At 75.2% G+C, this 24,260-nt stretch carries 25 protein-coding genes; 14 read left to right on the forward strand and 11 right to left on the reverse strand.

From position 1 onward, the window contains the following. Positions 1-169: 169 nt before the first annotated feature. The 4 genes from ACWEO5_RS08895 to ACWEO5_RS08910 form a co-directional block, all read right to left on the reverse strand. Entirely contained in the window at positions 170-2,326 is a 2,157-nt protein-coding gene (locus tag ACWEO5_RS08895) for a hypothetical protein (protein ID WP_452161507.1), read from the reverse strand. 295 nt (positions 2,327-2,621) lie between these two features. After that, a complete protein-coding gene (locus ACWEO5_RS08900) occupies positions 2,622-3,077 on the reverse strand; it encodes a DUF6113 family protein (protein WP_452161509.1) in 456 nt (151 codons plus the stop codon). Then, positions 3,074-3,961, reverse strand: a complete 888-nt coding sequence (gene mshB / locus ACWEO5_RS08905; protein ID WP_452161511.1) for an N-acetyl-1-D-myo-inositol-2-amino-2-deoxy-alpha-D-glucopyranoside deacetylase — start codon at positions 3,959-3,961, stop codon at positions 3,074-3,076. The genes ACWEO5_RS08900 and mshB overlap by 4 nt, the downstream gene beginning before the upstream one ends. 60 nt (positions 3,962-4,021) lie before the next feature. Next, a complete protein-coding gene (locus ACWEO5_RS08910) occupies positions 4,022-4,216 on the reverse strand; it encodes a DUF2304 family protein (protein ID WP_176189864.1) in 195 nt (64 codons plus the stop codon). A 244-nt stretch (positions 4,217-4,460) separates the two neighbouring features. On the opposite strand from ACWEO5_RS08910, the gene ACWEO5_RS08915 reads away from it, so the two are divergent. The 5 genes from ACWEO5_RS08915 to ACWEO5_RS08935 all read left to right on the forward strand — a co-directional run bounded on the left by ACWEO5_RS08915 (position 4,461) and on the right by ACWEO5_RS08935 (position 10,292). Further along, positions 4,461-6,578 (forward strand): prolyl oligopeptidase family serine peptidase, encoded by a 2,118-nt coding sequence (locus tag ACWEO5_RS08915; RefSeq protein WP_452161513.1) that lies wholly within the window; start codon positions 4,461-4,463, stop codon positions 6,576-6,578. Positions 6,579-6,699: 121 nt separating this feature from the next. Next, positions 6,700-7,677: an ABC transporter ATP-binding protein gene (locus ACWEO5_RS08920; RefSeq protein ID WP_344552487.1), complete on the forward strand. Its 978-nt coding sequence runs from the start codon at positions 6,700-6,702 to the stop codon at positions 7,675-7,677. Further along, complete coding sequence (locus tag ACWEO5_RS08925) at positions 7,674-8,396, forward strand: ABC transporter permease (RefSeq protein WP_452161516.1); 723 nt, start codon at positions 7,674-7,676, stop codon at positions 8,394-8,396. The genes ACWEO5_RS08920 and ACWEO5_RS08925 overlap by 4 nt, the downstream gene beginning before the upstream one ends. 8 nt (positions 8,397-8,404) lie before the next feature. Then, positions 8,405-9,652, forward strand: a complete 1,248-nt coding sequence (locus ACWEO5_RS08930) for a sensor histidine kinase (RefSeq protein WP_452161518.1) — start codon at positions 8,405-8,407, stop codon at positions 9,650-9,652. A gap of 10 nt (positions 9,653-9,662) precedes the next feature. Next, positions 9,663-10,292 carry a response regulator gene (locus tag ACWEO5_RS08935; protein ID WP_452161520.1) on the forward strand — a complete coding sequence of 210 codons (630 nt, stop codon included), beginning with the start codon at positions 9,663-9,665 and terminating at the stop codon, positions 10,290-10,292. Between the two features lie 15 nt (positions 10,293-10,307). Here the strand turns inward: ACWEO5_RS08935 and ACWEO5_RS08940 are convergent, their stop codons facing one another. Together ACWEO5_RS08940 and ACWEO5_RS08945 are read right to left on the reverse strand one after the other, a co-directional pair. Next, on the reverse strand, positions 10,308-11,177 hold the full coding sequence (locus ACWEO5_RS08940; protein ID WP_344552491.1) for a transglutaminase-like domain-containing protein: 870 nt from the start codon (positions 11,175-11,177) through the stop codon (positions 10,308-10,310). 59 nt (positions 11,178-11,236) lie between these two features. Continuing rightward, positions 11,237-12,244, reverse strand: a complete 1,008-nt coding sequence (locus ACWEO5_RS08945; RefSeq protein WP_452161522.1) for a GNAT family N-acetyltransferase — start codon at positions 12,242-12,244, stop codon at positions 11,237-11,239. A 127-nt stretch (positions 12,245-12,371) separates the two neighbouring features. Here ACWEO5_RS08945 and fdxA point away from each other — a divergent pair, with 127 nt between their 5' ends. After that, positions 12,372-12,698: a ferredoxin gene (fdxA, locus tag ACWEO5_RS08950; RefSeq protein WP_030459925.1), complete on the forward strand. Its 327-nt coding sequence runs from the start codon at positions 12,372-12,374 to the stop codon at positions 12,696-12,698. A 22-nt stretch (positions 12,699-12,720) separates the two neighbouring features. Beyond that, a complete protein-coding gene (gene dapC, locus ACWEO5_RS08955) occupies positions 12,721-13,866 on the forward strand; it encodes a succinyldiaminopimelate transaminase (RefSeq protein ID WP_452161525.1) in 1,146 nt (381 codons plus the stop codon). A 78-nt stretch (positions 13,867-13,944) separates the two neighbouring features. Here dapC and ACWEO5_RS08960 read toward each other — a convergent pair whose 3' ends face one another. Beyond that, positions 13,945-14,670, reverse strand: a complete 726-nt coding sequence (locus tag ACWEO5_RS08960) for a hypothetical protein (RefSeq protein ID WP_452161527.1) — start codon at positions 14,668-14,670, stop codon at positions 13,945-13,947. A gap of 342 nt (positions 14,671-15,012) precedes the next feature. After that, positions 15,013-16,014: a hypothetical protein gene (locus ACWEO5_RS08965; RefSeq protein ID WP_344552496.1), complete on the reverse strand. Its 1,002-nt coding sequence runs from the start codon at positions 16,012-16,014 to the stop codon at positions 15,013-15,015. Positions 16,015-16,196: 182 nt separating this feature from the next. On the opposite strand from ACWEO5_RS08965, the gene dapE reads away from it, so the two are divergent. Both dapE and ACWEO5_RS08975 read left to right on the forward strand, forming a co-directional pair. After that, positions 16,197-17,270: a succinyl-diaminopimelate desuccinylase gene (gene dapE, locus ACWEO5_RS08970; RefSeq protein ID WP_452161529.1), complete on the forward strand. Its 1,074-nt coding sequence runs from the start codon at positions 16,197-16,199 to the stop codon at positions 17,268-17,270. A 102-nt stretch (positions 17,271-17,372) separates the two neighbouring features. After that, entirely contained in the window at positions 17,373-18,155 is a 783-nt protein-coding gene (locus tag ACWEO5_RS08975) for an LOG family protein (protein ID WP_344552498.1), read from the forward strand. Positions 18,156-18,176: 21 nt separating this feature from the next. On the opposite strand, the gene folP is transcribed toward ACWEO5_RS08975, so the two are convergent. Then, positions 18,177-18,989: a dihydropteroate synthase gene (folP, locus tag ACWEO5_RS08980; RefSeq protein WP_452161568.1), complete on the reverse strand. Its 813-nt coding sequence runs from the start codon at positions 18,987-18,989 to the stop codon at positions 18,177-18,179. A 183-nt stretch (positions 18,990-19,172) separates the two neighbouring features. Between folP and ACWEO5_RS08985 the strand changes: the two genes are divergently transcribed. Further along, a complete protein-coding gene (locus ACWEO5_RS08985) occupies positions 19,173-19,634 on the forward strand; it encodes a DivIVA domain-containing protein (protein WP_452161532.1) in 462 nt (153 codons plus the stop codon). Continuing rightward, positions 19,631-20,200: a DNA-3-methyladenine glycosylase I gene (locus tag ACWEO5_RS08990; protein ID WP_344552500.1), complete on the forward strand. Its 570-nt coding sequence runs from the start codon at positions 19,631-19,633 to the stop codon at positions 20,198-20,200. The genes ACWEO5_RS08985 and ACWEO5_RS08990 overlap by 4 nt, the downstream gene beginning before the upstream one ends. A gap of 93 nt (positions 20,201-20,293) precedes the next feature. Here ACWEO5_RS08990 and ACWEO5_RS08995 read toward each other — a convergent pair whose 3' ends face one another. Next, the gene (locus tag ACWEO5_RS08995; protein WP_452161534.1) at positions 20,294-21,094 is read right to left on the reverse strand and encodes an enoyl-CoA hydratase/isomerase family protein; all 801 of its coding nucleotides are present in this window, start codon (positions 21,092-21,094) and stop codon (positions 20,294-20,296) included. 305 nt (positions 21,095-21,399) lie between these two features. Here ACWEO5_RS08995 and ACWEO5_RS09000 point away from each other — a divergent pair, with 305 nt between their 5' ends. Next, positions 21,400-21,567 (forward strand): DUF3117 domain-containing protein, encoded by a 168-nt coding sequence (locus tag ACWEO5_RS09000; protein ID WP_014137929.1) that lies wholly within the window; start codon positions 21,400-21,402, stop codon positions 21,565-21,567. Between the two features lie 151 nt (positions 21,568-21,718). On the opposite strand, the gene ACWEO5_RS09005 is transcribed toward ACWEO5_RS09000, so the two are convergent. Continuing rightward, positions 21,719-22,393: an O-methyltransferase gene (locus ACWEO5_RS09005; protein WP_380274521.1), complete on the reverse strand. Its 675-nt coding sequence runs from the start codon at positions 22,391-22,393 to the stop codon at positions 21,719-21,721. A gap of 247 nt (positions 22,394-22,640) precedes the next feature. On the opposite strand from ACWEO5_RS09005, the gene sigE reads away from it, so the two are divergent. Next, the gene (gene sigE, locus ACWEO5_RS09010) at positions 22,641-23,348 is read left to right on the forward strand and encodes an RNA polymerase sigma factor SigE (RefSeq protein WP_078914669.1); all 708 of its coding nucleotides are present in this window, start codon (positions 22,641-22,643) and stop codon (positions 23,346-23,348) included. Then, a complete protein-coding gene (locus tag ACWEO5_RS09015; protein ID WP_452161537.1) occupies positions 23,345-24,223 on the forward strand; it encodes an anti-sigma factor family protein in 879 nt (292 codons plus the stop codon). The genes sigE and ACWEO5_RS09015 overlap by 4 nt, the downstream gene beginning before the upstream one ends. Positions 24,224-24,260 lie beyond the last annotated feature (37 nt).

The raw sequence follows: 24,260 nt of genomic DNA on the forward strand, positions 1-24,260 counted from the left end.
TGAACTGACTTGTCGACCTGCGGCGGATCAAGGATTGGTAACACGACGTGGCCGCCCGGTTGCGCGTCCGGTTTGTCCTGTTCCGTGACGCCATTGGCGAGGACTCGCCAGCGGGCCGGCCCGGGGCGCCGACTCGGCGCTCCGGACCGGCCCGCGGCTTGACGCGCCGTCAGGACGGGAGCGTGACCGAGCGCTCCTTGCCGGTCTTGGTGATGCCCTGGGCGATGGCGTCGGCCACGTCCTGGGCGGTGACCGCCGCCTGCTGGCCGTTCTTGGTGATCCGCACCTTGTCGAAGGTGGTGCCGATGGAGGTGGTCAGCGCGTCCAGGTTCCACTTGAGGACCACGGCGCCGCTCGCGTCCGGTGCCAGCGTCAGCGCGCCGGCGGCGGTGTTGCGGCCGAACAGGAACTGCTTGCCGCCCGCCTTGACCGTCACGTTGCCGGCCGTCACCTGCTTGCCCAGGCCGTCGGCGGCGGCCTGCAGCGCGTCCTGGCCGACCTTCGGCTGGGCGTCGGTGACCGGCAGCACCACCTCGGCGTCCGCCCGGCCGGCCGCCCGGCCGCGGTACGCCTGCTCGACCAGGTCGACCGCGGACGCCGAGTCCAGCGCCTTGCCGCCCGCGCCCGGGACCACCTCGGTGCCGCCGCTGGTGGTGAACTTGACGTAGCCCTCCTGCAGGGACTGCCCGGACTTGCCGCCCAGGTCGTCCAGCGCGGCCTTCAGCTTCGCCCGGTCGATCCGCACCTGCGGCGCGACGGCCTTGGCGTCGCCGGTCAGCGAGCCCAGCACGTCGACCGGGCTGTAGCTGTGCTTGGTCAGCCCGTCCACCGTCGCGGTGGTGTCGAAGCTCAGACCGGCGCTGGCCGGGTCCAGGGTGAGCGACTGGTCACCGACCTTCAGCCGGACCGGCTGCTGCCCGACCTTGGCCACCGAGCCGTCCAGCACCTTCACCGCCTGGTCGCGGGAGTCGCCGCCGATGTCGGTGCCCAGCACCGTGGTGCCCTTGGGGATGTCCGACTGGTTCATCATCAGGCCCGCGCCGTACGCGGCCGCGCCGAGGAACAGCACGCCGCCGACCCCGGTCACCACCAGCTTCTTGCCGCGGCCGCCCTTCTTCTTGGCGGCGGGCGCCGCCGGGGCAGCCGGCTTCGGCTCCCCGGCGGCCGGCCGGGCCGCCGGAGGCTGGGCCGCGGGGGCCTGCTCGCGCTTGGGCGCGGCCGCCCGCGGGCCGCCCGGGAACGGCTGCGCGGCGGGCAGGTCGGCGAACCGGCCGCCGCCGTCACCGGTCGGCCGGGGCCCCCGCGCCTCGGCGAACGGGTCGGTGAACGGGTCGCCCGGGGTGCCGGGGGCCTTCAGGAACAGCTGGGTGGTCGGCGGGTCCGATATGGCGGCGCCCGGCGCGGGCTCCTCGCCGGTGACCGGGTCGAAACCGCCGATCTGGGTGTCCTCCGGCTCCCCGGCGGCGGCCTGCGGGCGCCGCTCCGGGCCCGGGCCGTCGGCGAACGGGTCGCGGGCGGCGGCGGGGGGCTGCGCTCCGGGCTGCGGCCGGGCGAAGGGGTCCTGGGCGGGCTGCTGGGCGAACGCGTCCTGCGGGGCCGCGAACGGGTCCTGCGGGGCGGCGAACGGGTCCTGGGCCGCGGCGAACCGGTCGTCCTGACGCGGCAGCCGGTGGCCGCCGGTGCGGGAGGACGCCGGGTCGGCCGGGGCGAACGGCGAGGCGGGCGCGCCGGACGGGCGCGGCGCGGCCTGCTGCTGGGCCGCCGGGGCGGGCGGGGCGGCGGGGGCGGGCTGCGCGGGAGCCACCGGGGCGGACGCCGCCGGAGCGGGCTCCGGGCGGCCCTTCTGGCGCGGCTTGAACCACTCGCCGGTGGAGTCCGACTCGGACCCCTTCGGGCCGCCGGGCCGGGGCGCGGCCGGCTCCTGCCACTCCGGCGGCAGGTTCGGCGGCGTGGCGGTGCGCGCACCGGAGTCCATCACGCCGAGCACCGGGTCCCCCGCGCCGCCGCGGTGGCGCGGGCCGGAGGGTTCCGCGGGCTGCTCGGGCTTCGCGGGCTTCTCCTCCTTGACCTTGCTCTGCACCACGACCGGCGGGATCGGCCGGGAGCCGGGGATGTTGATCCGCACCCGGGTGGTCAGCTTGGTCTCCGTCGCCTTCGGGGCCTCGGGCTCCTCGGGGCGCCGGTCGGGAGCGTTCCGCCCGGCGGCCGGGTCCGCGCCGAGCCCACCGGGCACGCCGGTGCCGTACGGCGGGGTGCCCGACGGGTACGCGTCGGGGCCGCCGCGGCGCGGCTGCGGGTGGGCGTTGTCAGGTTCGCGGCTGCTCAATGCTGCTCTGCTCCGGGTTCGCGGCCGGGCCGGCCGGGCCGTCCGCTGCGTATGGGGCGGCTGACCGCCGGACGACGGCGAGCGGCGCGCGGCGGGCCGACCGGCCCCGGGGACATCAGCTGTTCACGTGTCGGCTACGGCGAGCGCCCCCGCCACGCGAGTGGTGCCGAAGCTACCGCCCGGCCCGGCCGGGCCGGACAGGGGGGTGGCCCGCCGGGGCACCACCTTACCGACAAGGGATCCGGGCCGTCGGGCGACCGCCGGAACCCGCGGCTCCGGATCGTCCCGGTACGCGCTAGCGGCCGCCGTCCTTGACGGGCCGTCGGGGTTCCGGCGCCGGTACGCCGAACAGGAAACCGGAGCGGGTCGGCAGGGTCGCGCAGACCACCCCGAGCACCGCGCCGCCGAACAGGTACAGGTACGCGGACGGCGTCGCGGAGAGCACCAGGTCACCCTCGGGGCGGGGCGCCAGCAGCGCCGCCAGCACCAGGAACCAGCCGCCCAGCGCGCAGCCCGCGCCGAGCTTGGTGCCGGTCGCCCGCAGGCCCCCGTAGAACAGCCCGGCGCAGCCCGCCAGCGCCAGCACGACGCCGGCGCCGCCCCACAGGGTCTGCACGAAAGCTCCGCACACCGACACCGCCGCGCCGAGCAGGAACAGCACGGCGTAGACCGCGATCCGGACGCCGCGCGGCGGCATCGGCTCGCCCAGGCGCTCCTCGCGGGTGCCCAGCAGGGCGTGCGTGAACCTCACTCCGCCACCCCCGCGAACAGGTCGGTCTCCGGGGCGCCCGGGCCGAGCGGGCCGCGCACCAGCTCGTAGTACTCGGTGGCCAGCAGCGGCTGCCCGAGGTCGTTGCTGAGTGCGAAGTGGCGCCCGGCCACGGTGATCTGGGTGGCGTGCGCCCGCATCGCGGCGGCCTTCGCCCCGGCGTGCGCGGCGTTGTCCAGCACGGTGGTGACCACCCGGTCGTCCACCACGCCCGGGATCTCGCCGACCGGGGCGGTGCCCGGGAACGGCGCCTCGGCGGCGGTCCCGGCCAGCGCGGCCTCGATCACCGAGCGGGGCATCCGGTTGTAGTAGACCTTGGCGATCCGCCAGGGCGCGCCCAGCTCCGGGCCGAAGGCCGGGTCGGCGGCCAGCTCGTAGCCGCGCAGCGCCACCCGGTGCGCCTGGATGTGGTCGGGGTGCCCGTACCCGCCGTTCTCGTCGTACGTCACCAGCACCTGCGGCCGGACCTCGCGGATCACCCCGGCCAGCAGCCCGGCGGCCTCGTCCACGTCCGCCCGCCAGAAGCAGGACGGGTCGTCGTTGTCCGCGGTGCCCATCATCCCGGAGTCCCGCCAGCGGCCCGGACCGCCCAGGAAGCGGTGGTCGGTGACGCCCAACTCGCGCATCGCGGCGGCGAGTTCGCCGATCCGGTGCTCGCCCAGGGTGTTGTCGCGGCCCTGCTCCAGGTGGGCCAGCTCCGGCGGGATCACCTCACCGCCCTCGCCCAGCGTGCAGGTCACCAGGGTGACCCGGACGCCCTCGGCCGCGTACCGGGCCATCGTGGAGCCGTTGTTGATCGACTCGTCGTCGGGGTGGGCGTGCACCAGCAGCAGCCCGCGCGCGTCGGCCGGGGGAACGGAGGTCATGTCCGGCAGCTTAACGGCCCGCCCGGAGGGGACTCCCCGGGCAGGCCGGACGCGTGCGGGCTAGAGGTTCAGACCGTTCAGCATCCCGGCCAGGTTGGCCGTCACCTGCTGGATCGACGGCGCGATCGAACTGGAGGCCAGGTAGAAGCCGAGCAGCGCGCACACCAGCGCGTGGCTCACCTTCAGGGTCGACCGGCGGACCAGGACCACGACCACGACCAGCATCAGCAAGACGGCGGAGACGGACAAAGCCATGACGGCTCACACCCTTCCTCGGGTGCGCTGCCCCGGGGACGGGGCAGCGGGCGGAACGATGGTCAACTGATACCCGATCAGTGACCCCCGGATGACGTTCCGTGAGCCCGTCCGGGGTGTCGCGCCGCCCGCCCCCGCCCGCTGCGCCCCCGGTCAGCGGCCCTCCGAACGGCCGTACGCCGCCGTCCGGGTGAGCTGCGCCGTCCGGGTGATCACCGGCGGCCCGGGCCGTAGTGTCGACCGCATGACGACCGAGAAGCCGCACGACACCTTCCCCCGGCAGTACGCCCGCACCGGGCGCTTCACCGCGGGCGCGCCCCGCTCGTTCAGCGTCTCCCCGGACGGCGCCCGGGTGCTGTTCCTGCGTTCCCGCGGCGAGGAGCGGCCGGCCAACCTGCTGTGGCGGCTCGACGTCGCCACCGGCACCGAGAGCGTGCTCGCCGACCCGGAGGACCTGCTCGGCGGCGGCGCGGAGGAGCTGTCCGACGCCGAGCGGGCCCGCCGCGAGCGCAGCCGGGAGACCTCCGCCGGGATCGTCGGCTACGCCCTGGACGCCACCGGCCGCACCGCGGCCTTCGCGCTCTCCGGGCGGCTGTTCGCGGTCGACACCGACAGCGGGAAGGCCCGCGAGCTGCCCGCCGCCACCCCGCTGCTGGACCCGCGGCCCAGCCCCGACGGCGCGCACGTCGCCTACGCCACCCCCGGCGGCGAGCTGCGGGTGAGCGCCGCCGACGGCAGCGGCGACCGGCTGCTGGCCGGGCCGGAGGCGGACGGCGTCAGCTGGGGCCAGGCCGAGTTCATCGCCCAGGAGGAGATGGGCCGCGACCGCGGGTACTGGTGGGCCCCCGGCGGCGGCGCGCTGCTGGCCGCCCGGGTCGACGACACCCCGGTGCGCCGCTGGTGGATCGCCGACCCGGCCAACCCCGGCCGCCCGCCGGCCGAGGTCGCCTACCCGGCGGCCGGCACGCCCAACGCCGAGGTCGGGCTCTGGCTGCTCGGCCTGGACGGCAGCCGCACCGAGATCCGCTGGGACCGGGCGGCGTACCCGTACCTGGCCCGGGTGCACTGGTCGGCCGGCGGGCCGCCGCTGCTCCAGGTGCAGGCCCGCGACCAGCGCGAGCAGCTGGTGCTGGAGGCCGACACCGCGACCGGCGCCACCACCGTGCTGGTCACCGAGCGGGACGCGGACTGGCTGGAGCTGTTCGGCGGCGTGCCGGTGCGGCTGGCCGACGGGCGGCTGGTGCGGATCACCGACCGGGACGGCGCCCGGGTGCTGACCGTCGGCGAGCAGGCGCGCACCGACGCCGGGCTGCACGTCCGCTCGGTGCTCGGCACCGACGGCGACACCGTGCTGTTCACCGCCTCCGCCGGGGCCGCCGAGTTCGAGCGCCGCCCGCCCGGCTGGCTGGGCGTCTTCGAGGCCGGGCCGGACGGCGTGCGGGAGGTCGGCGACGGCGCGCTCGGCGCGGTGCGCGGCGCGGGCACCACCGTGCTCACCACCGCCCACCCGATGCGCCCCGGCACCACCGTCACCGTGCACCGCGCGGGCGCCGAACCGCTGGTGGTCGCCTCGCACGCGGCCGTCCCGCTGCTGGCCGCCCGCCCGGTGTTCCGGTTCGCCGGCGAGCGGCGGATCCCCTGCGCGGTGCTGCTGCCCACCGGCTACGACCCCGACACGGACGGCGAACTGCCCGTCCTGATGGACCCGTACGGCGGCCCGCACGGGCAGCGGGTGGTGCGGGCGCACAACCCGCACCTGGTCTCGCAGTGGTTCGCCGACCAGGGCTTCGCGGTGCTCGTCGCCGACGGGCGCGGCACCCCCGGGCACAGCCCCGGCTGGGAGAAGTCGATCAACCGGCGGACCGCCGAGGTCTCCGTCCAGGACCAGGTCGACGCGCTGCACGCGCTCGCCGAGGAGTTCCCGCTCGACCTGGCGAAGGTCGCGATCCGCGGCTGGTCGTACGGCGGCTACCTGGCCGCCGCCGCCGTGCTCCGCGAACCGGACGTCTTCCACGCCGCGGTGGCCGGCGCGCCCGTCACCGAGCACGACCTGTACGACACCCACTACACCGAGCGCTACTACGGCGACCCGGCGGCGGAGCCCGAGGTCTACCGGGCCAACTCGCTGGTGGAGATGGCCCCCTCGCTGCGCCGGCCGCTGATGATCGTGCACGGCCTGGCCGACGACAACGTGGTGGTCGCGCACAGCCTGCGGCTGTCCACCGCGCTGCTCGCCGCCGGGCGCCCGCACACCGTGCTGCCGCTGTCCGGGGTGACCCACATGACCCCGCAGGAGCAGGTCGCGGAGAACCTGCTGCTGCTCCAGGTCCGGTTCCTGAAGGAGTCGCTCGGCCTGCTGTAACGGCCCCGGCCGTGACATCCGTCATGCGGAGGTCACGACGGCGCGCACTGCCGCGGACACCCCCGTTCCGAGGAGCCTTGAGGAGTCGGAAGAAGGACGGCTTCGAAGGGACTTGGTCCAGATGGCGACGGGAACGGGGGAGGTCGCGGCCTTCCGGAACGTCAGCAAGAGCTACGGCCGGGTGAAGGCGGTGAACGGCCTCGACCTGGTGCTGCGACCCGGCGAGACGGTCGCGCTGCTCGGCCCCAACGGCGCGGGCAAGTCCAGCAGCCTCGACCTGCTGCTGGGCCTGCGCGAACCCGACGGCGGCACCGTCGAACTGTTCGGCGGCACCCCGCGGGCGGCGATCACCGCCGGCCGGGTCGGCGCGATGCTGCAGAGCGGCGGCCTGATGAGCGACGTCAAGGTCCGCGAGATCGTCGAACTGGCCTGCAAGGTCCACCCCAGGGGCCACCGGGTCGACGAGGTGCTGACCACCGCCGGGATCACCGAGATCGCCGACCGCCGGGTCGACAAGCTCTCCGGCGGCCAGGAGCAGCGGGTCCGGTTCGCCCTCGCGGTGGCCGGCCGCAACGACCTGATCGTCCTGGACGAGCCCACCACCGGCATGGACGTCACCGTCCGCCGCCAGTTCTGGGACGCCATGCGGGCCCAGGCCGACGCCGGGCGCACCGTGCTGTTCGCCACCCACTACCTGGAGGAGGCCGACTCGATCGCCGACCGCGTCCTCGTCCTGCACAAGGGCCGGCTGATCGCCGACGGCACCTCCGCCGAGATCAAGGCCCGGGCCGGCGCCCGCCGGATCGGCTTCGAACTCCACCCCGCCGACGGCGCCCCCGCCGACGAGGCGGTGCTGCGCGCGCTGCCCGGCACCGTCGGGCTGGACGTCAGCACCCGCGCCGACGGCGTGCGCACCGTCCGGATCCGCTCCGCCGACGCCGACGCGGGCGTCGCCGCGCTGTACGCGGCGGGCCTGTACCCGCGCGGGCTGGAGGTCACCAGCCTCGGCCTGGAGCAGGCGTTCCTGACCATCACCGGCGAGCAGGACCTGGCCGAGCAGGCCGACCGCACCGAGGAAGAGGAGGCGAGCGTCCGATGACCACCCTGGTCCGGCTGGAGATCCTGCGCACCCTGCGCAACAAGCGGTACCTGATGTTCACCGTGCTCTACCCCGCGCTGCTGTACGTCTTCTTCATCAGCGCCTACGGCAACGGCGGCACGGTCGACGGCGGCGTCCCCGTCAAGTCGTACTTCATGGTCTCGATGGCCACCTTCGGCGCGGTCGGCGCCGTGCTGACCGGCTCGGCGCAGCGCATCTCGCTGGAGCGCAAGAGCGGCTGGACCCGGCAGCTGCGGCTCACCGCGCTGCCCGGCCGGGCCTACACGCTCGGCAAGATCGCCGCCTGCGCGATCACCACGCTGCCCGCCATCCTGGTGGTCTTCGCGATCGGCGCGATCGAGGGCGTCGACCTCACCGCCGCCCAGTGGCTCGGCCTGGCCGCCGCCCTGTGGCTCGGCAGCTTCGTCTTCGCCGCGCTCGGCGTCGCCCTCGGCTACGCGGCCGAACCGGACGCCGTCCAGCCCGTGGTGATGATCGTCTACATGCTGATGGCGCTGTTCGGCGGCACCTGGTTCCCGGTCTCCGACTCGCTGAAGGGCTACGCCCGGTTCAACCCGGTCTACGACTACAACCAGCTGGCCTCGTTCGTCCACGGCCAGGGCGTCGCCACCGCGGCGATCGCCGTGCTGGCCGCCTTCCTGGCGCTCTTCACCGCCGCCGCGGCCGTCCTGTACCGCAAGGACGCGCGACGGGCATGATGTCCCGCATGCAGAGCACCGCACCGGCCCGCCACCCCGACCACGACGGGGAGGACGGGCCGGACGGCACGGAAGGGCGCTGGACCACCTACCCCGGTGCGCCGGTGGACACCCGGCGGCAGCTGCTGGCCAAGCTCGCCTGGACGTCCATCTGGGCGCTCTACCTGGCCTACCCCGTCCAGGACCTGACCACCGGTCAGCACACCCCGGCGGCGAGCGCCGCCGGCGGCGTCGCGCTGGTGGTCTTCCTGGGCTGCTACCTGTCGCTGATCGTGATCCGCAACCACCCGGGCCTCCGGCAGGCCAAGCGGTACCTGCCGCTCGCCGCGATGGCGGTGATCGCCGTCGCCACCTCGTACACCCTCGGCGAGTCCTGGCTGACCCTGTTCACGTACACCTCGGTGTGCGCCGCGGTGATCCTCCCCCGCCGGCTCGGGCTGGTCGGCGTGCTCGCCACCACCGGCCTCTTCGCCGTCGTCGGCCTCACCAGCCGCGCCGACGCCGAGACCCTGGTCAGCATCGGCCTGCCCTGCCTGATGGCCGGACTCGCCATGCTCGCCATGCAGCGCCTGGTCTCCACCATGCGCGAACTGCGCGAGGCCCGGGCCGCCGTCGCCCACCTCGCCGCCTCCGAGGAACGGCTGCGGCTGGCCCGCGACCTGCACGACCTGCTCGGCCACTCGCTCTCGCTTATCGCCATCAAGAGCGAGCTCACCGGCCGCCTGATGGACGCCGGGAAGGCCGACGCCGCCCGCGCCCAGGTCGGCGACATCGAACAGGTCGCCCGGCAGTCCCTCGCCGACGTCCGCAGCGCCGTCAGCGGCTTCCGCCGCCCCACCCTGCCGGTCGAACTCGCCGCCGCCCGCACCGCGCTCGCCGCCAGCCAGATCGCCCTCGACGCCGACCCCCGGCTGGCCGAGGAGCGCCCCGGCCTCGGCGCCGAGGAGTCCGGCGTGCTCGCCTGGGCGCTGCGCGAGGCCGTCACCAACGTGGTCCGGCACGGCAGCGGCGCCACCCGGTGCACCGTCCAGCTCGACGAGACCTGGGAGGAGGACGGCCGCTACGCCGTCCTGGAGGTCGTCGACAACGGCGCCGGACCGGGCAAGTCCGGTGCCGGCAACGGGCTCTCGGGCCTCGGCGAGCGGCTGGAACAGGTCGGCGGACGGCTGGAGACCGGCCCCGCCGAACGCGGCCGGGGCTTCCGGCTGCGCGCCCTCGTCCCGCTGCGGCCCGGTCCCAGCGGCGGAGGGGAATAGGCTGCCCGGCGTGACGGACGGAACGGGTGGACGACCGGTGCGGGTACTGCTCGCCGAGGACCAGGGCATGGTGCGGGAGGCGCTCGCCGCGCTGCTCTCGCTGGAGGACGACCTGGAGGTGGTCGCCCAGGTCTCCCGCGGCGACCAGGTCGCCGAGGCGGTGACCGAGCACCGGGTGGACGTCGCCGTGCTCGACATCGAGATGCCCGGCATGACCGGCATCGACGCCTGCGCGGAGGTCCGCCGGGTGCGGCCGCAGACCAGGGTCGTCATCGCCACCACCTTCGGCCGGCCCGGCTACCTGCGCCGGGCGATGGAGTCCGGGGCCGACGCCTTCCTGGTCAAGGACGCCCCCGCCGCGGAACTCGCCGAGGCGATCCGCCGGGTGCTGCGCGGCGAGAAGGTCATCGACCCCACGCTGGCCGCCGCCGCCCTCTCGGAGGGGGCCAACCCGCTCACCGCCCGCGAGCGCGACGTGCTCGCCGCCGCCGCGGACGGCTCGGTGAACGCGGACATCGCGGCCCGGCTGCACCTCTCCGAGGGCACGGTGCGCAACTACCTGTCGATGGCGATCCAGAAGACCGCCGCCCGCAACCGCGCGGAGGCGGTGCGGGTCGCGAGGGAGAAGGGCTGGCTGTGAGCGGCCGGCCGGCCGTCAGTTGAGGCGGTGCCTGGCCGACCTCGCCTCCAGCCGGACCTTCGCCGCGCTCTCCGGGTCGAAGGCGTCCAGGATCTTCGCGTACGCCTCCATCTCGGCGGCACCGGACAGGAAGTCGCCGGTCTTGACCAGCAACTCGGCCCGCTCCAACCGGAGTTGGGCGGGGTGGCGAGGCAGCAGCAGGGCGAGCTCGGCGGCCCAGAGCTGGGTGCGGGCGTGCTCGGGGCGGTCGGCGGCCCAGCGCCGGATGTTGCCCAGGACGCGCAGCACGGTGTCCAACGGCTGCGCCGGGGTGAGGAGTTCGGGGGAGAAGTGCTGGCCGGAGGCGGCCAGCAGCCGCTCCACGTCGGGGACGTCGAGCAGCCGGCCGCCGTGGAACGGGTCCGCCAGGACGTACTCGTCGCCGCCCGCCGGGTCGCCCACCGCGACGATGAAGTGGCCCGGCAGCGCGACGCCGTGCACGGTCAGCCCGGCCCGGGCGGCGACCGCCTGCCAGACCAGCGAGAGCATGATCGGCAGCCCGCGGCGGCGGCGCAGCACCTCCGGCAGCAGCGAGGACTCCAGCCGCAGGTAGTCGGACTGGCGGCCGTGGAAGCGCTCCCGGCCGCCGAGCACCGCCGCGAGCAGCGCGGCGGTCTCCTCCGGGCCGTTCGGACGGCGCTCGGCGACCGCCTGCCGGATCGCCGCGGCGTGCCGGTCGAGAGCCGCCTGACAGGCGGTCAGCAGGGCGTCCAGGGACGGTTGTTCGGCACTGTCGCCGGGGTCGCCGAGGGTGTGCTCGGCGGCGGCGAGCAGGCACAGCAGCACCGGGTCGGGGTGTTCGCCCCGGGCTTCGGTGCGGAAGCGGGTTCTGCTCTGCTCGGTCACTGCGGCCTTCGGTTCAGCAGCGGTCGTGGCTGGTGGTGGCTCACCTCTGGTGGTGCACGCTACCGCTGGGGGAGGCGGGCGTAGTGGTAAGTGTGACTGGTCGTGAAGCCCAGCCGGTCGTACAGCGCGATCGCGCCCCCGTTGTCGGCCTCCACCTGCAGGTAGCCGCCGGTGGCGCCCTCCTCGGCGCCGCGGGCGGCGAGCGCGGCCATCACGGCGGTGGCCAGGCCGCGGCGGCGGGCGGCCGGGGCCACCTCGACCGCGCCGAAGCAGGCCCAGGCGCCGTCCACCACCAGCCGGCCGATGGCCAGCGGGGCGCCGTCCGGGCCCGGGACGCGGGCGAACCAGACCGAGGGGCCGCCGTGCACCACCGCGGTGGCCGCCGCCTCCAGGGCGGGGTCGCCGCCCACCCGGCGGTACAGCGCCAGCCACTCGGGCCCGGCGGTGCGGGCCAGCCGGACGTCCGCCGGGCGCCCGGCCCGGGCCAGCTCGCCGAGCGGGGCGGTGCGCACCAGCGTCGGGGCGAGGGCCGCGCCGAGCCGGTCCAGCTCGGCGGCCAGCGCGGGCGGCGAGCCGGGGGAGACCACCTCGACGTACGCGGGCAGCGAACGGGCCGCGTACCAGGCGCGCACCCGCTCCAGCGCCGCGTCCAGCGGCAGGCCCGGATCGCCCAGCGCCTGCGCCGAGTTGGCCCGCCGGGTGAAACCGGAGGAGGCGCGCAGCGTCCACTCGCCCAGCGGCTCCTGCTCGACGGCGGGCCAGCCGCGGGCGGCGATCCGCTGCAGGTCGACCGGGTCGGCCGCGGGCGCGGCGGTGCGGCGGGCCGGGAACGGCGGGACGGGCTTGCCGGCCACCAGCAGTTCGGCCGCGAAGCGCACCGGCGCTCCGGTGCGCGGCTCGACCGTCAACCCGGTGTCGTCCCACGAGGTGAGCACACCGATCACATCGCGGAACACCGGACGGCCGTCCGCCACGCCGTCGACACGCCGGACCGACACGCGTCGTCCCACGTCAGACGGGTCTATCCGGACCTCCGGACGGGCCTCCAGCGGCACTGGGCCGACCATCGAGCGCACCTCCTGTGCATTTGCGTGCCCCGACCCGCGATACTAGGGGCGGGCATCGACGACGCCGCGCGCAAAGCGCGACCGAGTAAACAGTAGGGCGGCAGCCCTTCCGAGGAGGAACGACAGCGTGACCTACGTCATCGCGCAGCCTTGTGTCGACGTCAAGGACAAGGCGTGCATCGAAGAGTGCCCCGTGGACTGCATCTACGAGGGCGAGCGGTCCCTCTACATCCACCCGGACGAGTGCGTGGACTGCGGTGCCTGCGAACCGGTCTGCCCGGTCGAGGCGATCTTCTACGAGGACGACACCCCCGAGGAGTGGAAGGACTACTACAAGGCGAACGTCGAGTTCTTCGACGACCTGGGCTCGCCCGGCGGCGCCTCCAAGCTCGGCCTGATCGAGCGCGACCACCCGTTCATCGCCGCGCTGCCCCCGCAGAACGCCGAACACTGAGCCGATCGGTGGCATCCACGCTGTGAGCACCAACGACAGCACGCACGCGCCGTTCCCGGGTCACCCGGGGGCGGCGCGCCGCGTCTCCGACCGCCTGCCGGTCTTCCCGTGGGACAAGCTCGAACCGCACAAGCGCACCGCACAGGCGCACCCGGACGGGCTCTGCGACTTCTCCGTCGGCACCCCGGTGGACCCGGTGCCCGAGCTGATCCAGCAGGCCCTGGCCGCGCACACCGACACCCCCGGCTACCCCACCGTGTGGGGCCCGCTGTCGCTGCGCGACGCGATCGCCGGCTGGCTGAACCGCCGCTGCGGCGCCGAGATCGGCCCCGAGGCCGTCCTGCCCACCGTCGGCTCCAAGGAACTGGTGGCCTGGCTGCCCGGCCAGCTCGGCCTCGGCCCCGGCGACCAGGTCGCCTACCCGAAGCTCGCCTACCCCACCTACGAGGTCGGCGCGCTGCTCTGCGGCGCCGAACCGGTCGCCTACGAGGACGTCGAGGAACTGGACGGCTCCAAGGTCCGGCTGCTGTGGCTGAACTCGCCGTCCAACCCCACCGGGCGGGTGCTGGACGCGGCCGAACTGCGCCGCGCCGTCGAGTGGGCCCGGGCCCACCGGGTGCTGCTGGTCAGCGACGAGTGCTACCTCGAACTCGGCTGGGAGGCCGAGCCGGTGTCGGTGCTCCACCCGTCGGTCTGCGGCGGCTCGCACGAGGGCCTGCTGGCCGTGCACTCGCTGTCCAAGCGCTCCAACCTGGCCGGCTACCGGTCGTCCTTCGTGGCCGGCGACCCGGTGGTGGTCGCCGAACTGCTGGGGATCCGCAAGCACGGCGGCATGATCGTGCCCGCGCCGGTGCAGGCCGCCACCGCGGCCGCGCTCGCCGACGACGCGCACGTGGCCGAGCAGCGGGCCCGCTACGCCCAGCGGCGCAGCGCCCTGCGGGCCGCGCTGGAGGCGTACGGGTTCCGGATCGAGCACTCCGAGGCGAGCCTGTACCTGTGGGCGACCCAGGACAAGCCGTGCTGGGAGACCGTGGCCGAACTCGCCGAGCTGGGCATCCTGGTGGCCCCCGGCGACTTCTACGGCCCGGCCGGCGACCGGTTCGTGCGGGTGGCGTTCACCGCCACCGACGAGCGGGTGGCCTCGGCCGTGGAGCGGCTCAAGCGCTGAGCGCCGGTGCCGCACGCGGGAACGGGAGGGGCGGAGCCGGTCGGCTCCGCCCCTCCCGTCGTGTTCCGCGCGGCCGGGTCAGCCGATCGGCAGGCCGCCGCCCTGGATGCCGCCGAGCAGGCCGCCGACCGGGCCCAGCGCGCCGGTCAGGCCGCCCAGCGGGCTGTCGCCGCCGAGCGAGGGCACGCCGCCCAGGCGGTTGGCGGACTCGTGCTCGGTCAGGCCCGCGACGGCGCCCGCGACCGGGAGGGACTGGACGGCGCCGGTGACCGGGCCCAGCTTGTCGGCGGCCGGCAGGCTCTGGGTGAGCCGCTCGGTGGGCAGGTTGCCGGCGACGGTGGACAGCGGGGTGCCGGTGGCCCGCTGGGCGGCCGGGACGACCTTGTCGGTGACCGCCGGGCCGACCTTCTCCTCGACCGCCGGGGCGACCTTGTCGGTGAGCGTCTCCAGCGAGCCGGTCAGCTGGCCGGCCTTGCCGACCGGGCCGAGCTTGCCGAGCGCGTCGTCGGTGGACGGCAGGTTGTGCGCGACGGTGCTGCCGGCCGCGTCGGCGGCCGCCGGGCCGCCCGCCGCGAGGGTCGCGGCGCCGGTGGTGCCGACCACGTGGCCCAGCTCGTGGGCGGCCCCCTGCACCGTGTCGCCCGAGTTGGGGACGTCGGCCAGCTTGGTCACGCCGGCGCCCAGGTCGGTCTGCGGCACCACCTCGGTGGCGGAGGCGGCGCCCGCCGCGGCCGCGAGCGGCGCCGCGGTGGCGGCCACGAGCAGCGCGGCCTGGGCGATCCGGCGCGTGAGGGGGAGGGACATGGTGCTCCTAAGAGGTGAGGTCGACGGTCCGCCGGGCGGACGGCGCGGGGCGGTCCGCCCGGCGGGCGACGTGTATGACCGCAAGAGCACCGGGAAGGTTTCGGCCGGTCAAGGTCAAGGGTTGGCAAAGATCGGACGATCCTTTTTCGGGCATCACGGACGTACCGGTCGAGCGGCCGCCGCCGCCGAACCGTCACTCCCCTTGCGGGCCGGGCCCTGCGCGGTCCGCCGGCGGACCGCCCCCGGGGCGGCCGCCGACCGCCCCTCCGTCAGCGGGAGTTGACCCGAATCACCCGGTGGGCGGTCACCCGCGCACCAGTGCGTCAACGCACCGCCGGGGCGTCACTTCCGCTTGACCGGCTCGCCCAGCGTCACCAGCACCCGGTCGGACGGGGCGCCCGCCAGCGGCTTCCAGCCCTCGCCCGGCCTGTCCACCCGCCACACCTTGCCGTCGTACGCGACCTGGCCGATGCCCAGCTGCGCGGCCTGCGCCACCGACCACTGCGCCAGCGCCCAGCCGGTCTGGTGCTCGCCGCCGGCGCCCGCCGTGCTCGCGGTCGGCCGCGGGGTGAACGCCAGCACCTCCCGCGGGTCCTTGGCCGCCTTCTCGGCGTCCGCCACCGCCACCGCCTTGCCGAACTCCCGGCGCACCCGCTCGGACAGGTTCGCCGCGTCCGGGGCGGCCCCGGCCGGGTCGGTCGGGTGCGGGTCCGGCAGCCGGTGCACCACGCAGTCCAGCGAGGCCGGCTCGCGGCCGGTGAACACGGTGGCGAGCAGCGTCGCGTTGTTCTCGTGCTTGGCGTACGCCTGCGGGTAGCCGCTGCGCTGCACCTGCTGGGCGGCGTCGGTCAGCGGCATCAGCGCGTACCCGTCGACCTTCACCAGCGCGTCCAGGAACTTGTTGGTCGCGTACACCGGGTCCATGATCTGGTCGACCGTGCCCCAGCCCTGCGAGGGGCGCTGCTGGAACAGGCCCACCGAGTCCCGGTCGCCGCCCGGCAGGTTGCGCAGCTTCGACTCCTGGATGGCCGTCGCCAGCGAGATGGTCACCGCCCGCTCCGGCAGGCCGCGCGACATCGCCACCGCCGTGATGGTCGCCGCGTTCGCCGCCGCCGGGAGCTCCAGCGTCCCGGTGCCGGTCGCGGTGGTGACCGTGCAGCCCTCGTCCGGGGGCGTGATCTTGTCCCGGTTCAGCCACACCACCAGGCCGCCGACCACCGCCAGCGCCAGCACGCCGACCAGCACCCGCCGCCACGGGCGCCGCCGGCGGGGCCGCTCGTCGTACTCGGCGCCCGCCGCGTCGTACCCGGCCTCCTGCGCGTCGTACTCGGCGTCCTCGCCCACGGGGGCCCCCTTCTCGCGGTGATGCGGTCGCGGCGCGCGCGACCCGGCGCGCGCTGTTCGCGGACACCGTAACCGCTCGGACGGCCGTACGGGCCCGCGCGGTTGCGCGGCCGCCCGCGGTGGGGGCCGACGGGCCGCCCGGCGCACCGGCGGGGCCGCGTCCTATCGATAAGGTAACGGCCATGAGCAGCCCGAACGCGCCCCTCGACCTGAGCCTCGACGGCGGCACCCTGACCGCCCGCCTCGTCGACTTCCCCTCCGTCAGCGGCGAGGAGGCCGCCCTCGCGGACGCCGTCGAGGCCGCGCTCCGGGCCCTGCCGCACCTCACCGTCGACCGGTACGGCAACAACGTGGTGGCCCGCACCCACTTCGGCCGGGCCGAGCGGGTCGTCCTCGCCGGGCACCTGGACACCGTGCCGATCGCCGACAACGTGCCCTCGCACGTCGAGGGCGACCTGCTCTACGGCTGCGGCACCTCCGACATGAAGTCCGGCGTCGCCGTGCAGCTGCGGCTCGCCGCCACCCTCACCGACGCCAACCGGGACGTCACCTACGTCTTCTACGACTGCGAGGAGGTGGAGGCCGCCCGCAACGGCCTCGGCCACCTGTTCGCGACCCACCCGGACTGGCTGGCGGGCGACTTCGCCGTCCTGCTGGAGCCCAGCGGCGCCGTCGTCGAGGGCGGCTGCCAGGGCAGCCTGCGCGCCGACGTCACGCTCACCGGCGTCCGGGCCCACGCCGCCCGCAGCTGGCTCGGCGACAACGCCATCCACAAGGCCGCGGAGGTGCTGCGCCGGCTCGCCGAGTACAGCCCGCGCCGGGTGGAGATCGACGGCCTGGAGTACCGCGAGGGCCTGAACGCGACCCGGATCGACGGCGGCGTCGCCGGGAACGTCATCCCCGACGAGTGCAAGATCCACGTCGCCTTCCGGTTCGCCCCCGACCGCTCGCTGGAGCAGGCCGAGGAGCACCTGCGGTCGGTCTTCGAGGGCTACCAGCTGGAGGTCGTGGACGCCTCGCCCGCCGCGCTGCCCGGCCTCGGCCTGCCCGCCGCCCGGGACTTCCTTACCGCCATCGGCGGCGAGGCCCGGGCCAAGTTCGGCTGGACGGACGTGGCCCGGTTCTCCGCGCACGGCGTCCCCGCCGTCAACTACGGCCCCGGCGACCCGAACCTGGCCCACAAGCGGGACGAGCACTGCTCGCTCGGCGCGATCGCCGACGTCGAGCGGCGGCTGCGCGACTGGCTCACCCGGTAGCCCGCGAACGGCGGTCGCGCAGCCGGGGGTTCGCCCGACCCCCGTCCGCGCGACGGCCGTTATTTACCCCGGATCGTGCCTCGTCAGGCGTAGGGTTTCGTCATGACAGCCAACGGAGATGACCCCGTCCGCCGGCCGAAGAAGCCGTGGCCCGAGAAGCGCAAGGGCCCCGTCCTGCTGCGGCGCGACCAGGTCGAGACGAGTACGACGGACCAGCGGCTGCTGGACACCACCGGGCCGAGCGACTGGTTGCACACCGACCCGTGGCGGGTGCTGCGGATCACCTCGGAGTTCGTCGAGGGCTTCGGTGCGCTCGCCGAACTCCCCACCGCCATCAGCGTGTTCGGCTCGGCCCGGACGCCGGTCGGCTCGCCCGAGTACGAGGCCGGGGTGGAGATCGGCCGGGCCCTGGCCGAGGCCGGCTACGCGGTGATCACCGGCGGCGGCCCCGGCGCGATGGAGGCGGCCAACAAGGGCGCCACCGAGGCCGGCGGGCTGAGCGTCGGCCTGGGCATCGAGCTGCCCTTCGAGCAGGGCCTCAACGAGTACGTCGACCTGGGCCTGAACTTCCGCTACTTCTTCGTCCGCAAGACGATGTTCGTGAAGTACGCCCAGGGCTTCGTGGTGCTGCCCGGCGGCCTCGGCACGCTGGACGAGCTGTTCGAGGCGCTCACCCTGGTGCAGACGAAGAAGGTCACCCGGTTCCCGGTGGTCCTGTTCGGCAGCGCCTACTGGGGCGGCCTGGTGGAGTGGCTCAAGTCGACCCTGGTCGCCCAGGGCAAGGCCAACCCCGCCGACCTCGAACTGTTCCACGTCACCGACGACGTGGCGGAGGTCCTGAAGGTCCTGGACGCCGCGCGGGGGCCGAAGGGCACCCCCGCGTAGCGCCGCTCCCGGCAGGGGCGGTCAGGCCAGCCCCCGGCGGGCCACCGCCGGGGGACGGGTGCCGCGGATCGAGGCCACCATGTCCAGCACCTGGCGGGTCTCGGCGACCTGGTGCACCCGGTAGACCTGCGCGCCCAGCCAGGCCGAGACCGCCGTGGTGGCCAGGGTGCCGAGCAGCCGCTCGTCCACCGGCTTGTCCAGCGTCTCGCCGACGAAGTCCTTGTTGGAGAGCGAGACCAGCACCGGGAAGCCGGTCGCGGTCATCTCCGGCAGCCGCCGGGTCGCCTCCAGCGAGTGCCGGGTGTTCTTCCCGAAGTCGTGCCCCGGGTCGATGAGCAACCCGTCGCGGCGCACGCCCAGTTCGAGCGCCCGCTCGGCCAGCCCGACGGTCACCGCCAGGATGTCCGCCATCACGTCCTCGTACCCCGCCCGGTGCGGGCGGGTGCGCGGCTCGGCGCCGCCCGCGTGCGTGCACACCAGGCCCGCGCCGTACCGGGCCGCGACCTCGGCCAGCTCCGGGTCGAAACCGCCCCAGGCGTCGTTCAGCAGGTCCGCGCCGACCTCGCAGACCGCCTCGCCGACCTCGTGCCGCCAGGTGTCCACGCTGATCACCGCGTCCGGGTGGCGCTTGCGCAGCTCCGCCACGAACGGCACCGTGCGGCGCAACTCCTCCGCCACGGTGACCTCTTCGCCCGGACCGGCCTTCACCCCGCCGATGTCCAGGATCGCCGCGCCCTCCGCCACCGCCCGGTCCGCGGCCGCGAACGCCGCCTCGTCGGCGAAGGTCGCCCCCCGGTCGAAGAACGAGTCCGGGGTGCGGTTGACGATCGCCATGATGACCGGTTCGTCCGGGCCGAACTCCCGCGTGCCGAGGCGTAGTGCCACCGGTGTCTCCTCCTCAGCGCTCCCGGGTGCAATGATGGGCCCCGGCCTGTACAGGGACCATGATCCCACCGTAGCCCTCGCGGGCGGGCCGAAGCCGACCGGGAACTGCCGGGAACTGACGGAGGACAGCTCGTGTTCGTGGTGATCGTGATCGCGATGGCCCTGGTGGTCGGCGGCGCCGCAGTGGTGGCGCTCGGCGGCGGCGGAACGCTGCCCGAGGCCGAACACGACCGGCTCGCCGTGCGCCTCCCGCAGGACCGCGCGCTCAGCAGCACCGACGTGGACGAACTCCGCCTCCCGATGGCGCTGCGCGGCTACCGGATGGACGAGGTGGACGACGTCCTCGACCGCCTCGGCGCCGAACTCGCCCTCCGGGACGCCCGGATCGCCGAACTGGAGGCCGTCGGCGCGGTCGGCGGCTCGGTGGCGGCGTCCGGCGCCGCGGCCGCGGCCGGGGAACCGCTGCCCGGCCTGGAGTCCTTCACCGCCGTCCTGGAGAAGGAGCCCCGGGGGCCGGTCGTCACCGAGGCCACCGAGGTGGTCTCCGACGAGGACGCCGAGCCGAAGGCCGAGCCGAAGGGCGACCGCGCGTGACGGGTGCGGTCCTGGGGGCCGACGGGCTGCGGCGCTGCGGCTGGGGCGAGTCGGCCGAGGACTACCGGGCCTACCACGACACCGAATGGGGCCGCCCGGTCCACGGCGACCGCGCCCTGTTCGAACGGATCTCGCTGGAGGCGTTCCAGTCCGGCCTGTCCTGGATCACCATCCTGCGCCGCCGGGAGGGCTTCCGGGCGGCCTTCCGGGACTTCGACACCGCGGAGGTCGCCGGGTTCGGCGACGCGGACGTCGAACGGCTGCTGAACGACACCGGCATCATCCGCAACCGCGCCAAGGTCCTGGCCACCATCGCCAACGCGCGGGCCGCCCGGACCATGGCCGACGGCGAACTCGACGCCCTGGTCTGGAGCCACGCCCCCGACCCGGCCCGCCCCGCCCCGCTCACCCTCGCGGACGTCCCGGCGGTCACCCCGGAGTCGACCGCGCTCGCCAAGTCCCTCAAGCGGGCCGGCTTCCGCTTCGTCGGCCCGACCACCGCGTACGCCCTGATGCAGGCCTGCGGACTGGTCAACGACCACCTGGCCGACTGCCACGCGCGCTAGCCCTCCGGGCAGCAGCCCCCGGCCCGCCGGTCCTCGCCGGGGTCGCCGTTCCCCTGCGCGGGGTGCGGCGGGGAGGGGCTGCCGCGGGAGCGGCTAGCGGCCGGTGAAGAGCGGCTTCTGCTTGGCCAGGAAGGCGTCGACGGCGATGCGGTGGTCCTCGCTGTTGCCCGCGCGGGTCTGCAGTTCGTCCTCCTTGTCGAGGAGTTCGTCCAGCGAGTGCGAGGCGGCGTAGGCCAGCGACTCCTTGATCGCGCCGTAGGCGACGGTCGGGCCGTCGGCCAGGGCGAGGGCGAACTCGTGGGCGGCGGCGACGAGTTCGTCGGCCGGGACGACGCGGGTGGCGAGGCCGAGGGTGAGGGCCTCGTCGGCGCGGACGGTGCGGGGGAGCATCAGGAGTTCGGTGGCGCGGGCGTGGCCGACCAGCCGGGGGAGGGTCCAGGAGGCGCCGGAGTCGGCGGTCAGGGCGACCCCGGCGAAGGAGGTGTTGAAGCCCGCGGTGTCGGCGAGGATCCGGAAGTCGCAGGCGAAGGCGAGCGAGGCCCCGGCGCCGGCCGCGACGCCGTTGACGGCGGCGACGGTGGGCTTGCGCATCCCGGCCAGCGCGCGGACCAGCGGGTTGTAGTGCTCGGCGACGGTGCGCAGGGCGCCCTCGCCGGTCTCGCGCTGCCGCTGGAGCAGGCCGACGTGCTCCTTGAGGTCCTGGCCGACGCAGAACGCCTTGCCGCCCGCGCCGGTGAGCAGCACCGCCCGGACGGCGGGGTCGGCGGCGACGGCGGCCACGGCGTCCCGGAGGGCGGCCTTGGTGGCGGTGTCGAGGGCGTTCATGGCGTCGGGCCGGTCGATGGTGAGGACGGCGAGGGCGCCGTCGCGCTCGTGGCGCACGGTGTCGGACATGGTGGGGCTCCCCGGGACGCGGTGGCTGCCACTGGTGGCTGTTCAGGGGCCAGCATGCCGGAGCGGCCGCGGGCACGGGGAGTGTGAGGTGTCACACCCTCGGTAGGCGTGTCGGAGTGCGGCGGGATGCGGCTTTCAGCAGGTAATGAGCGCTTTGTGGCAGGTTGGGAGCGGTTGGCGCAGAGAGTGATGTTGGTCATCCAGCCGCTGCATGCGGGATAATGGCTTCCGATCAATGCGTTCGATACCGGCGGTGGACGGACTGTCCGGTGCGTACCTGAACGGTTGCAGGAAGGGGAACGAGCATGGCGGCCATGAAGCCGCGGACGGGTGACGGCCCGCTGGAGGTCACCAAAGAGGGGCGGGGCATCATCATGCGAGTTCCGCTCGAAGGGGGCGGGCGCCTGGTGGTGGAGCTGACGCCGGACGAGGCGGACGCTCTGGGCGAGGCCCTCAAGAAGGCCTGCGGCTGACCTGCAGGCAGGTGACCCCGCATCTCCCCGGCGATCGGCGAGGTGCTCGACGGGCCCGGTTCCCCGCTACGGGGCCGGGCCCGTTCCGCGTGCGCAACGACCCGCGTCCCGCACCCGCGCCCCGCACCCGCGCCCCGCGCCCCGCGGCGGGTCAGCGCTTGACGGCGCAGAGCAGCCCGTCCGAGACCGGCAGCAGCGCGGGCAGCAGGACGTCGCTCTCCCGGATGTCGGCGACCAGGTCGCGCACCGCGCGGGTCTGCGGGTCGTCGAGCTCGGGCTCGGCGAGCCGGCCCTCCTGGAAGACGCCCTCGAAGCAGACCACGCCGCGCGGCCGCAGCAGCCGCAGCGCCTCGGTGAGGTGGAACCCGGAGTCCGCCGGGTCCCCGTCGCAGAACACCAGGTCGTACTGGCCGTCCGCGAGCCGCGGCAGCACGTCCCGGGCCCGGCCGGGGATGAAGCGGGCCCGGTTGCCGGTGAACCCGGCGGCCAGGTACGCCTCGCGGGCGTACTGCTGGCGGACCGGCTCGGAGTCGACGGTGGTGAGCACCCCGTCCGCGCGCATGCCGCGCAGCAGGTAGACGCCGGAGACGCCGGTGCCGGTGCCGATCTCGACCACGGCCTTGGCGTCGAGGGCGGCGGCGAGCAGGCGCAGGGCGGCGCCGCCGCTGGGGCCGATCGCGCGTATGCCGGTGCGGGCCGACTGGGCCCGGGCGTAGGTCAGCACCGCGTCCTCGCCGACGTAGGTGTCGGCGAGGGCCGCTCGCTGGGGCCCGAACTCGGTGATGGCTGCCTCTTCCGGAGCGCCGTTGCCGACCCAAGTCGACAAATTCCAGCGACAGACTACTGGCCGCCCGGGAACCGCGTTCGACGGCTGGCCGTTGAACTGCTACGGGCGGCCGGACCGTCCGGGGCGGCCGCTGTTCGACCGCTCTTATCCTGGCTTGACGGGTGAGGTGGATATGGTGGTGGCTCTGCTGGGCAGAAGAGCCGACCGAGGAGGTGTGGCCGAGGGCGACGTCCCTGTGCAGCGGCACTCCCGCGGCATCACGTCGATCCGTACGCCGAAGCCCGTGATGAACCAGTCTGTGCACTCCCCCCTGGACAAGTCGACCGCAGCCGACGACTCGGTGGCCGGGGCCGCCGGCACGCTCGCGTCCTTCGCGGAGGGGCCCGACGCGCAGAGCTGGACGCCGCCCAGCTGGGAGGAGATCGTCGAGGCGCACAGCGCCCGCGTCTACCGCCTGGCGTACCGGCTGACGGGCAACCAGCACGACGCCGAGGACCTCACCCAGGAGGTCTTCGTCCGGGTGTTCCGCTCGCTGTCCACGTACACCCCCGGCACCTTCGAGGGCTGGCTGCACCGGATCACCACCAACCTGTTCCTGGACATGGTGCGCCGCCGCCAGCGGATCCGCTTCGACGCCCTCGCCGAGGACGCGGCGGAGCGCCTGGCCAGCCGCGAGCCCAGCCCCGCCCAGCACTTCAGCGACACCCACTTCGACGCGGACGTCCAGCAGGCGCTGGACACCCTCGCCCCGGAGTTCCGGGCCGCCGTGGTGCTCTGCGACATCGAGGGCCTCTCGTACGAGGAGATCGCCGCCACGCTCGGCGTGAAGCTCGGCACCGTCCGCAGCCGGATCCACCGCGGCCGCTCGCACCTGCGCGCCGCCCTCAAGCACCGGGCGCCGAACGCCGCCGCGGGCCGTTCGCGCCGGGGCGGTTCCGCCGAGCCCGTGCCGGTCGGCGCCGAGCAGGCCGTCAGCGACCGGAGGGGGTCATGAGCGATCGCGCCCCCGAGCGCGCGGACGCCAACGGCCGCTCGCGCTGGGCGCCGCTGCGCCGTGCCGAGCCGGCCCCGGCCGGGGCCGAGCTGCGCCCGGTGGCCGTCCGCCCGGTCGAGCCGCCGGCCGAGGAGCACCACCTGGGCGACCGGCTCTCCGCCTACCTGGACGGCGAGTTGGGCCACGACGCCCGCGAGCGGGTCCAGGCCCACCTGGCGACCTGCCCGGACTGCCTGGCCGAGGCCGAGCAGTCCCGGTCGGTCAAGCGCGCCCTCAGCGAGGCCGCCGGGCCCGGCCCGTCGGCGGCCCTGATGGCGAGACTGATGGCGGTCGCCGCGCTCCCCGAGGAAGAGCCGGGCCCTGACGGTCCGTCGGGGTCCGGCGGCGTGTTCGGCGGCAGTCGGCTGAACGGCGGCTCGTTCGGCCGGGGCGCGGGCTTCGGCGGGGGCGCCCTCGGGGCGGACGCGCCGATACCCGGCATCGACCCGCGGGCCGGCCTGTTCGGCGTCCGCCCCGCCACCGTCCCGCGCCGCCGCCCGGACGCGCTGCCCCGCCCGCTGGCCGCCGCGCTCGGCGAGCCGCCCGTCGCCCGGCCGCCCGCCGCCCGCGGCCGCCGGCTGGTGTTCGCCGCCGCCGGGGCGTTCTCGGTCGCCGCCGTCACCCTCGGCGGGGTCGGCAGCGTCACCGCGGGCCAGGGCACCGAACGGCAGCCCAGCAGCGTCACCCCGGTCGGCGGGGCGATCGTCCCGGTGAACGCCCAGCAGCCGGTGAACGCCCAGCAGCAGGTGGACGTGCAGGAGTACTCGCTGCGCACCCGCTACCAACTGGACGCGACGCCCCCGCCCACCGGTGACCCGCGGCAACTCCTGCGCTAGCCTGCCTTCACCGGCACGCCGTCGACGCCGGTCACCC

Source organism: Kitasatospora sp. NPDC004272 (genome assembly GCF_053603035.1).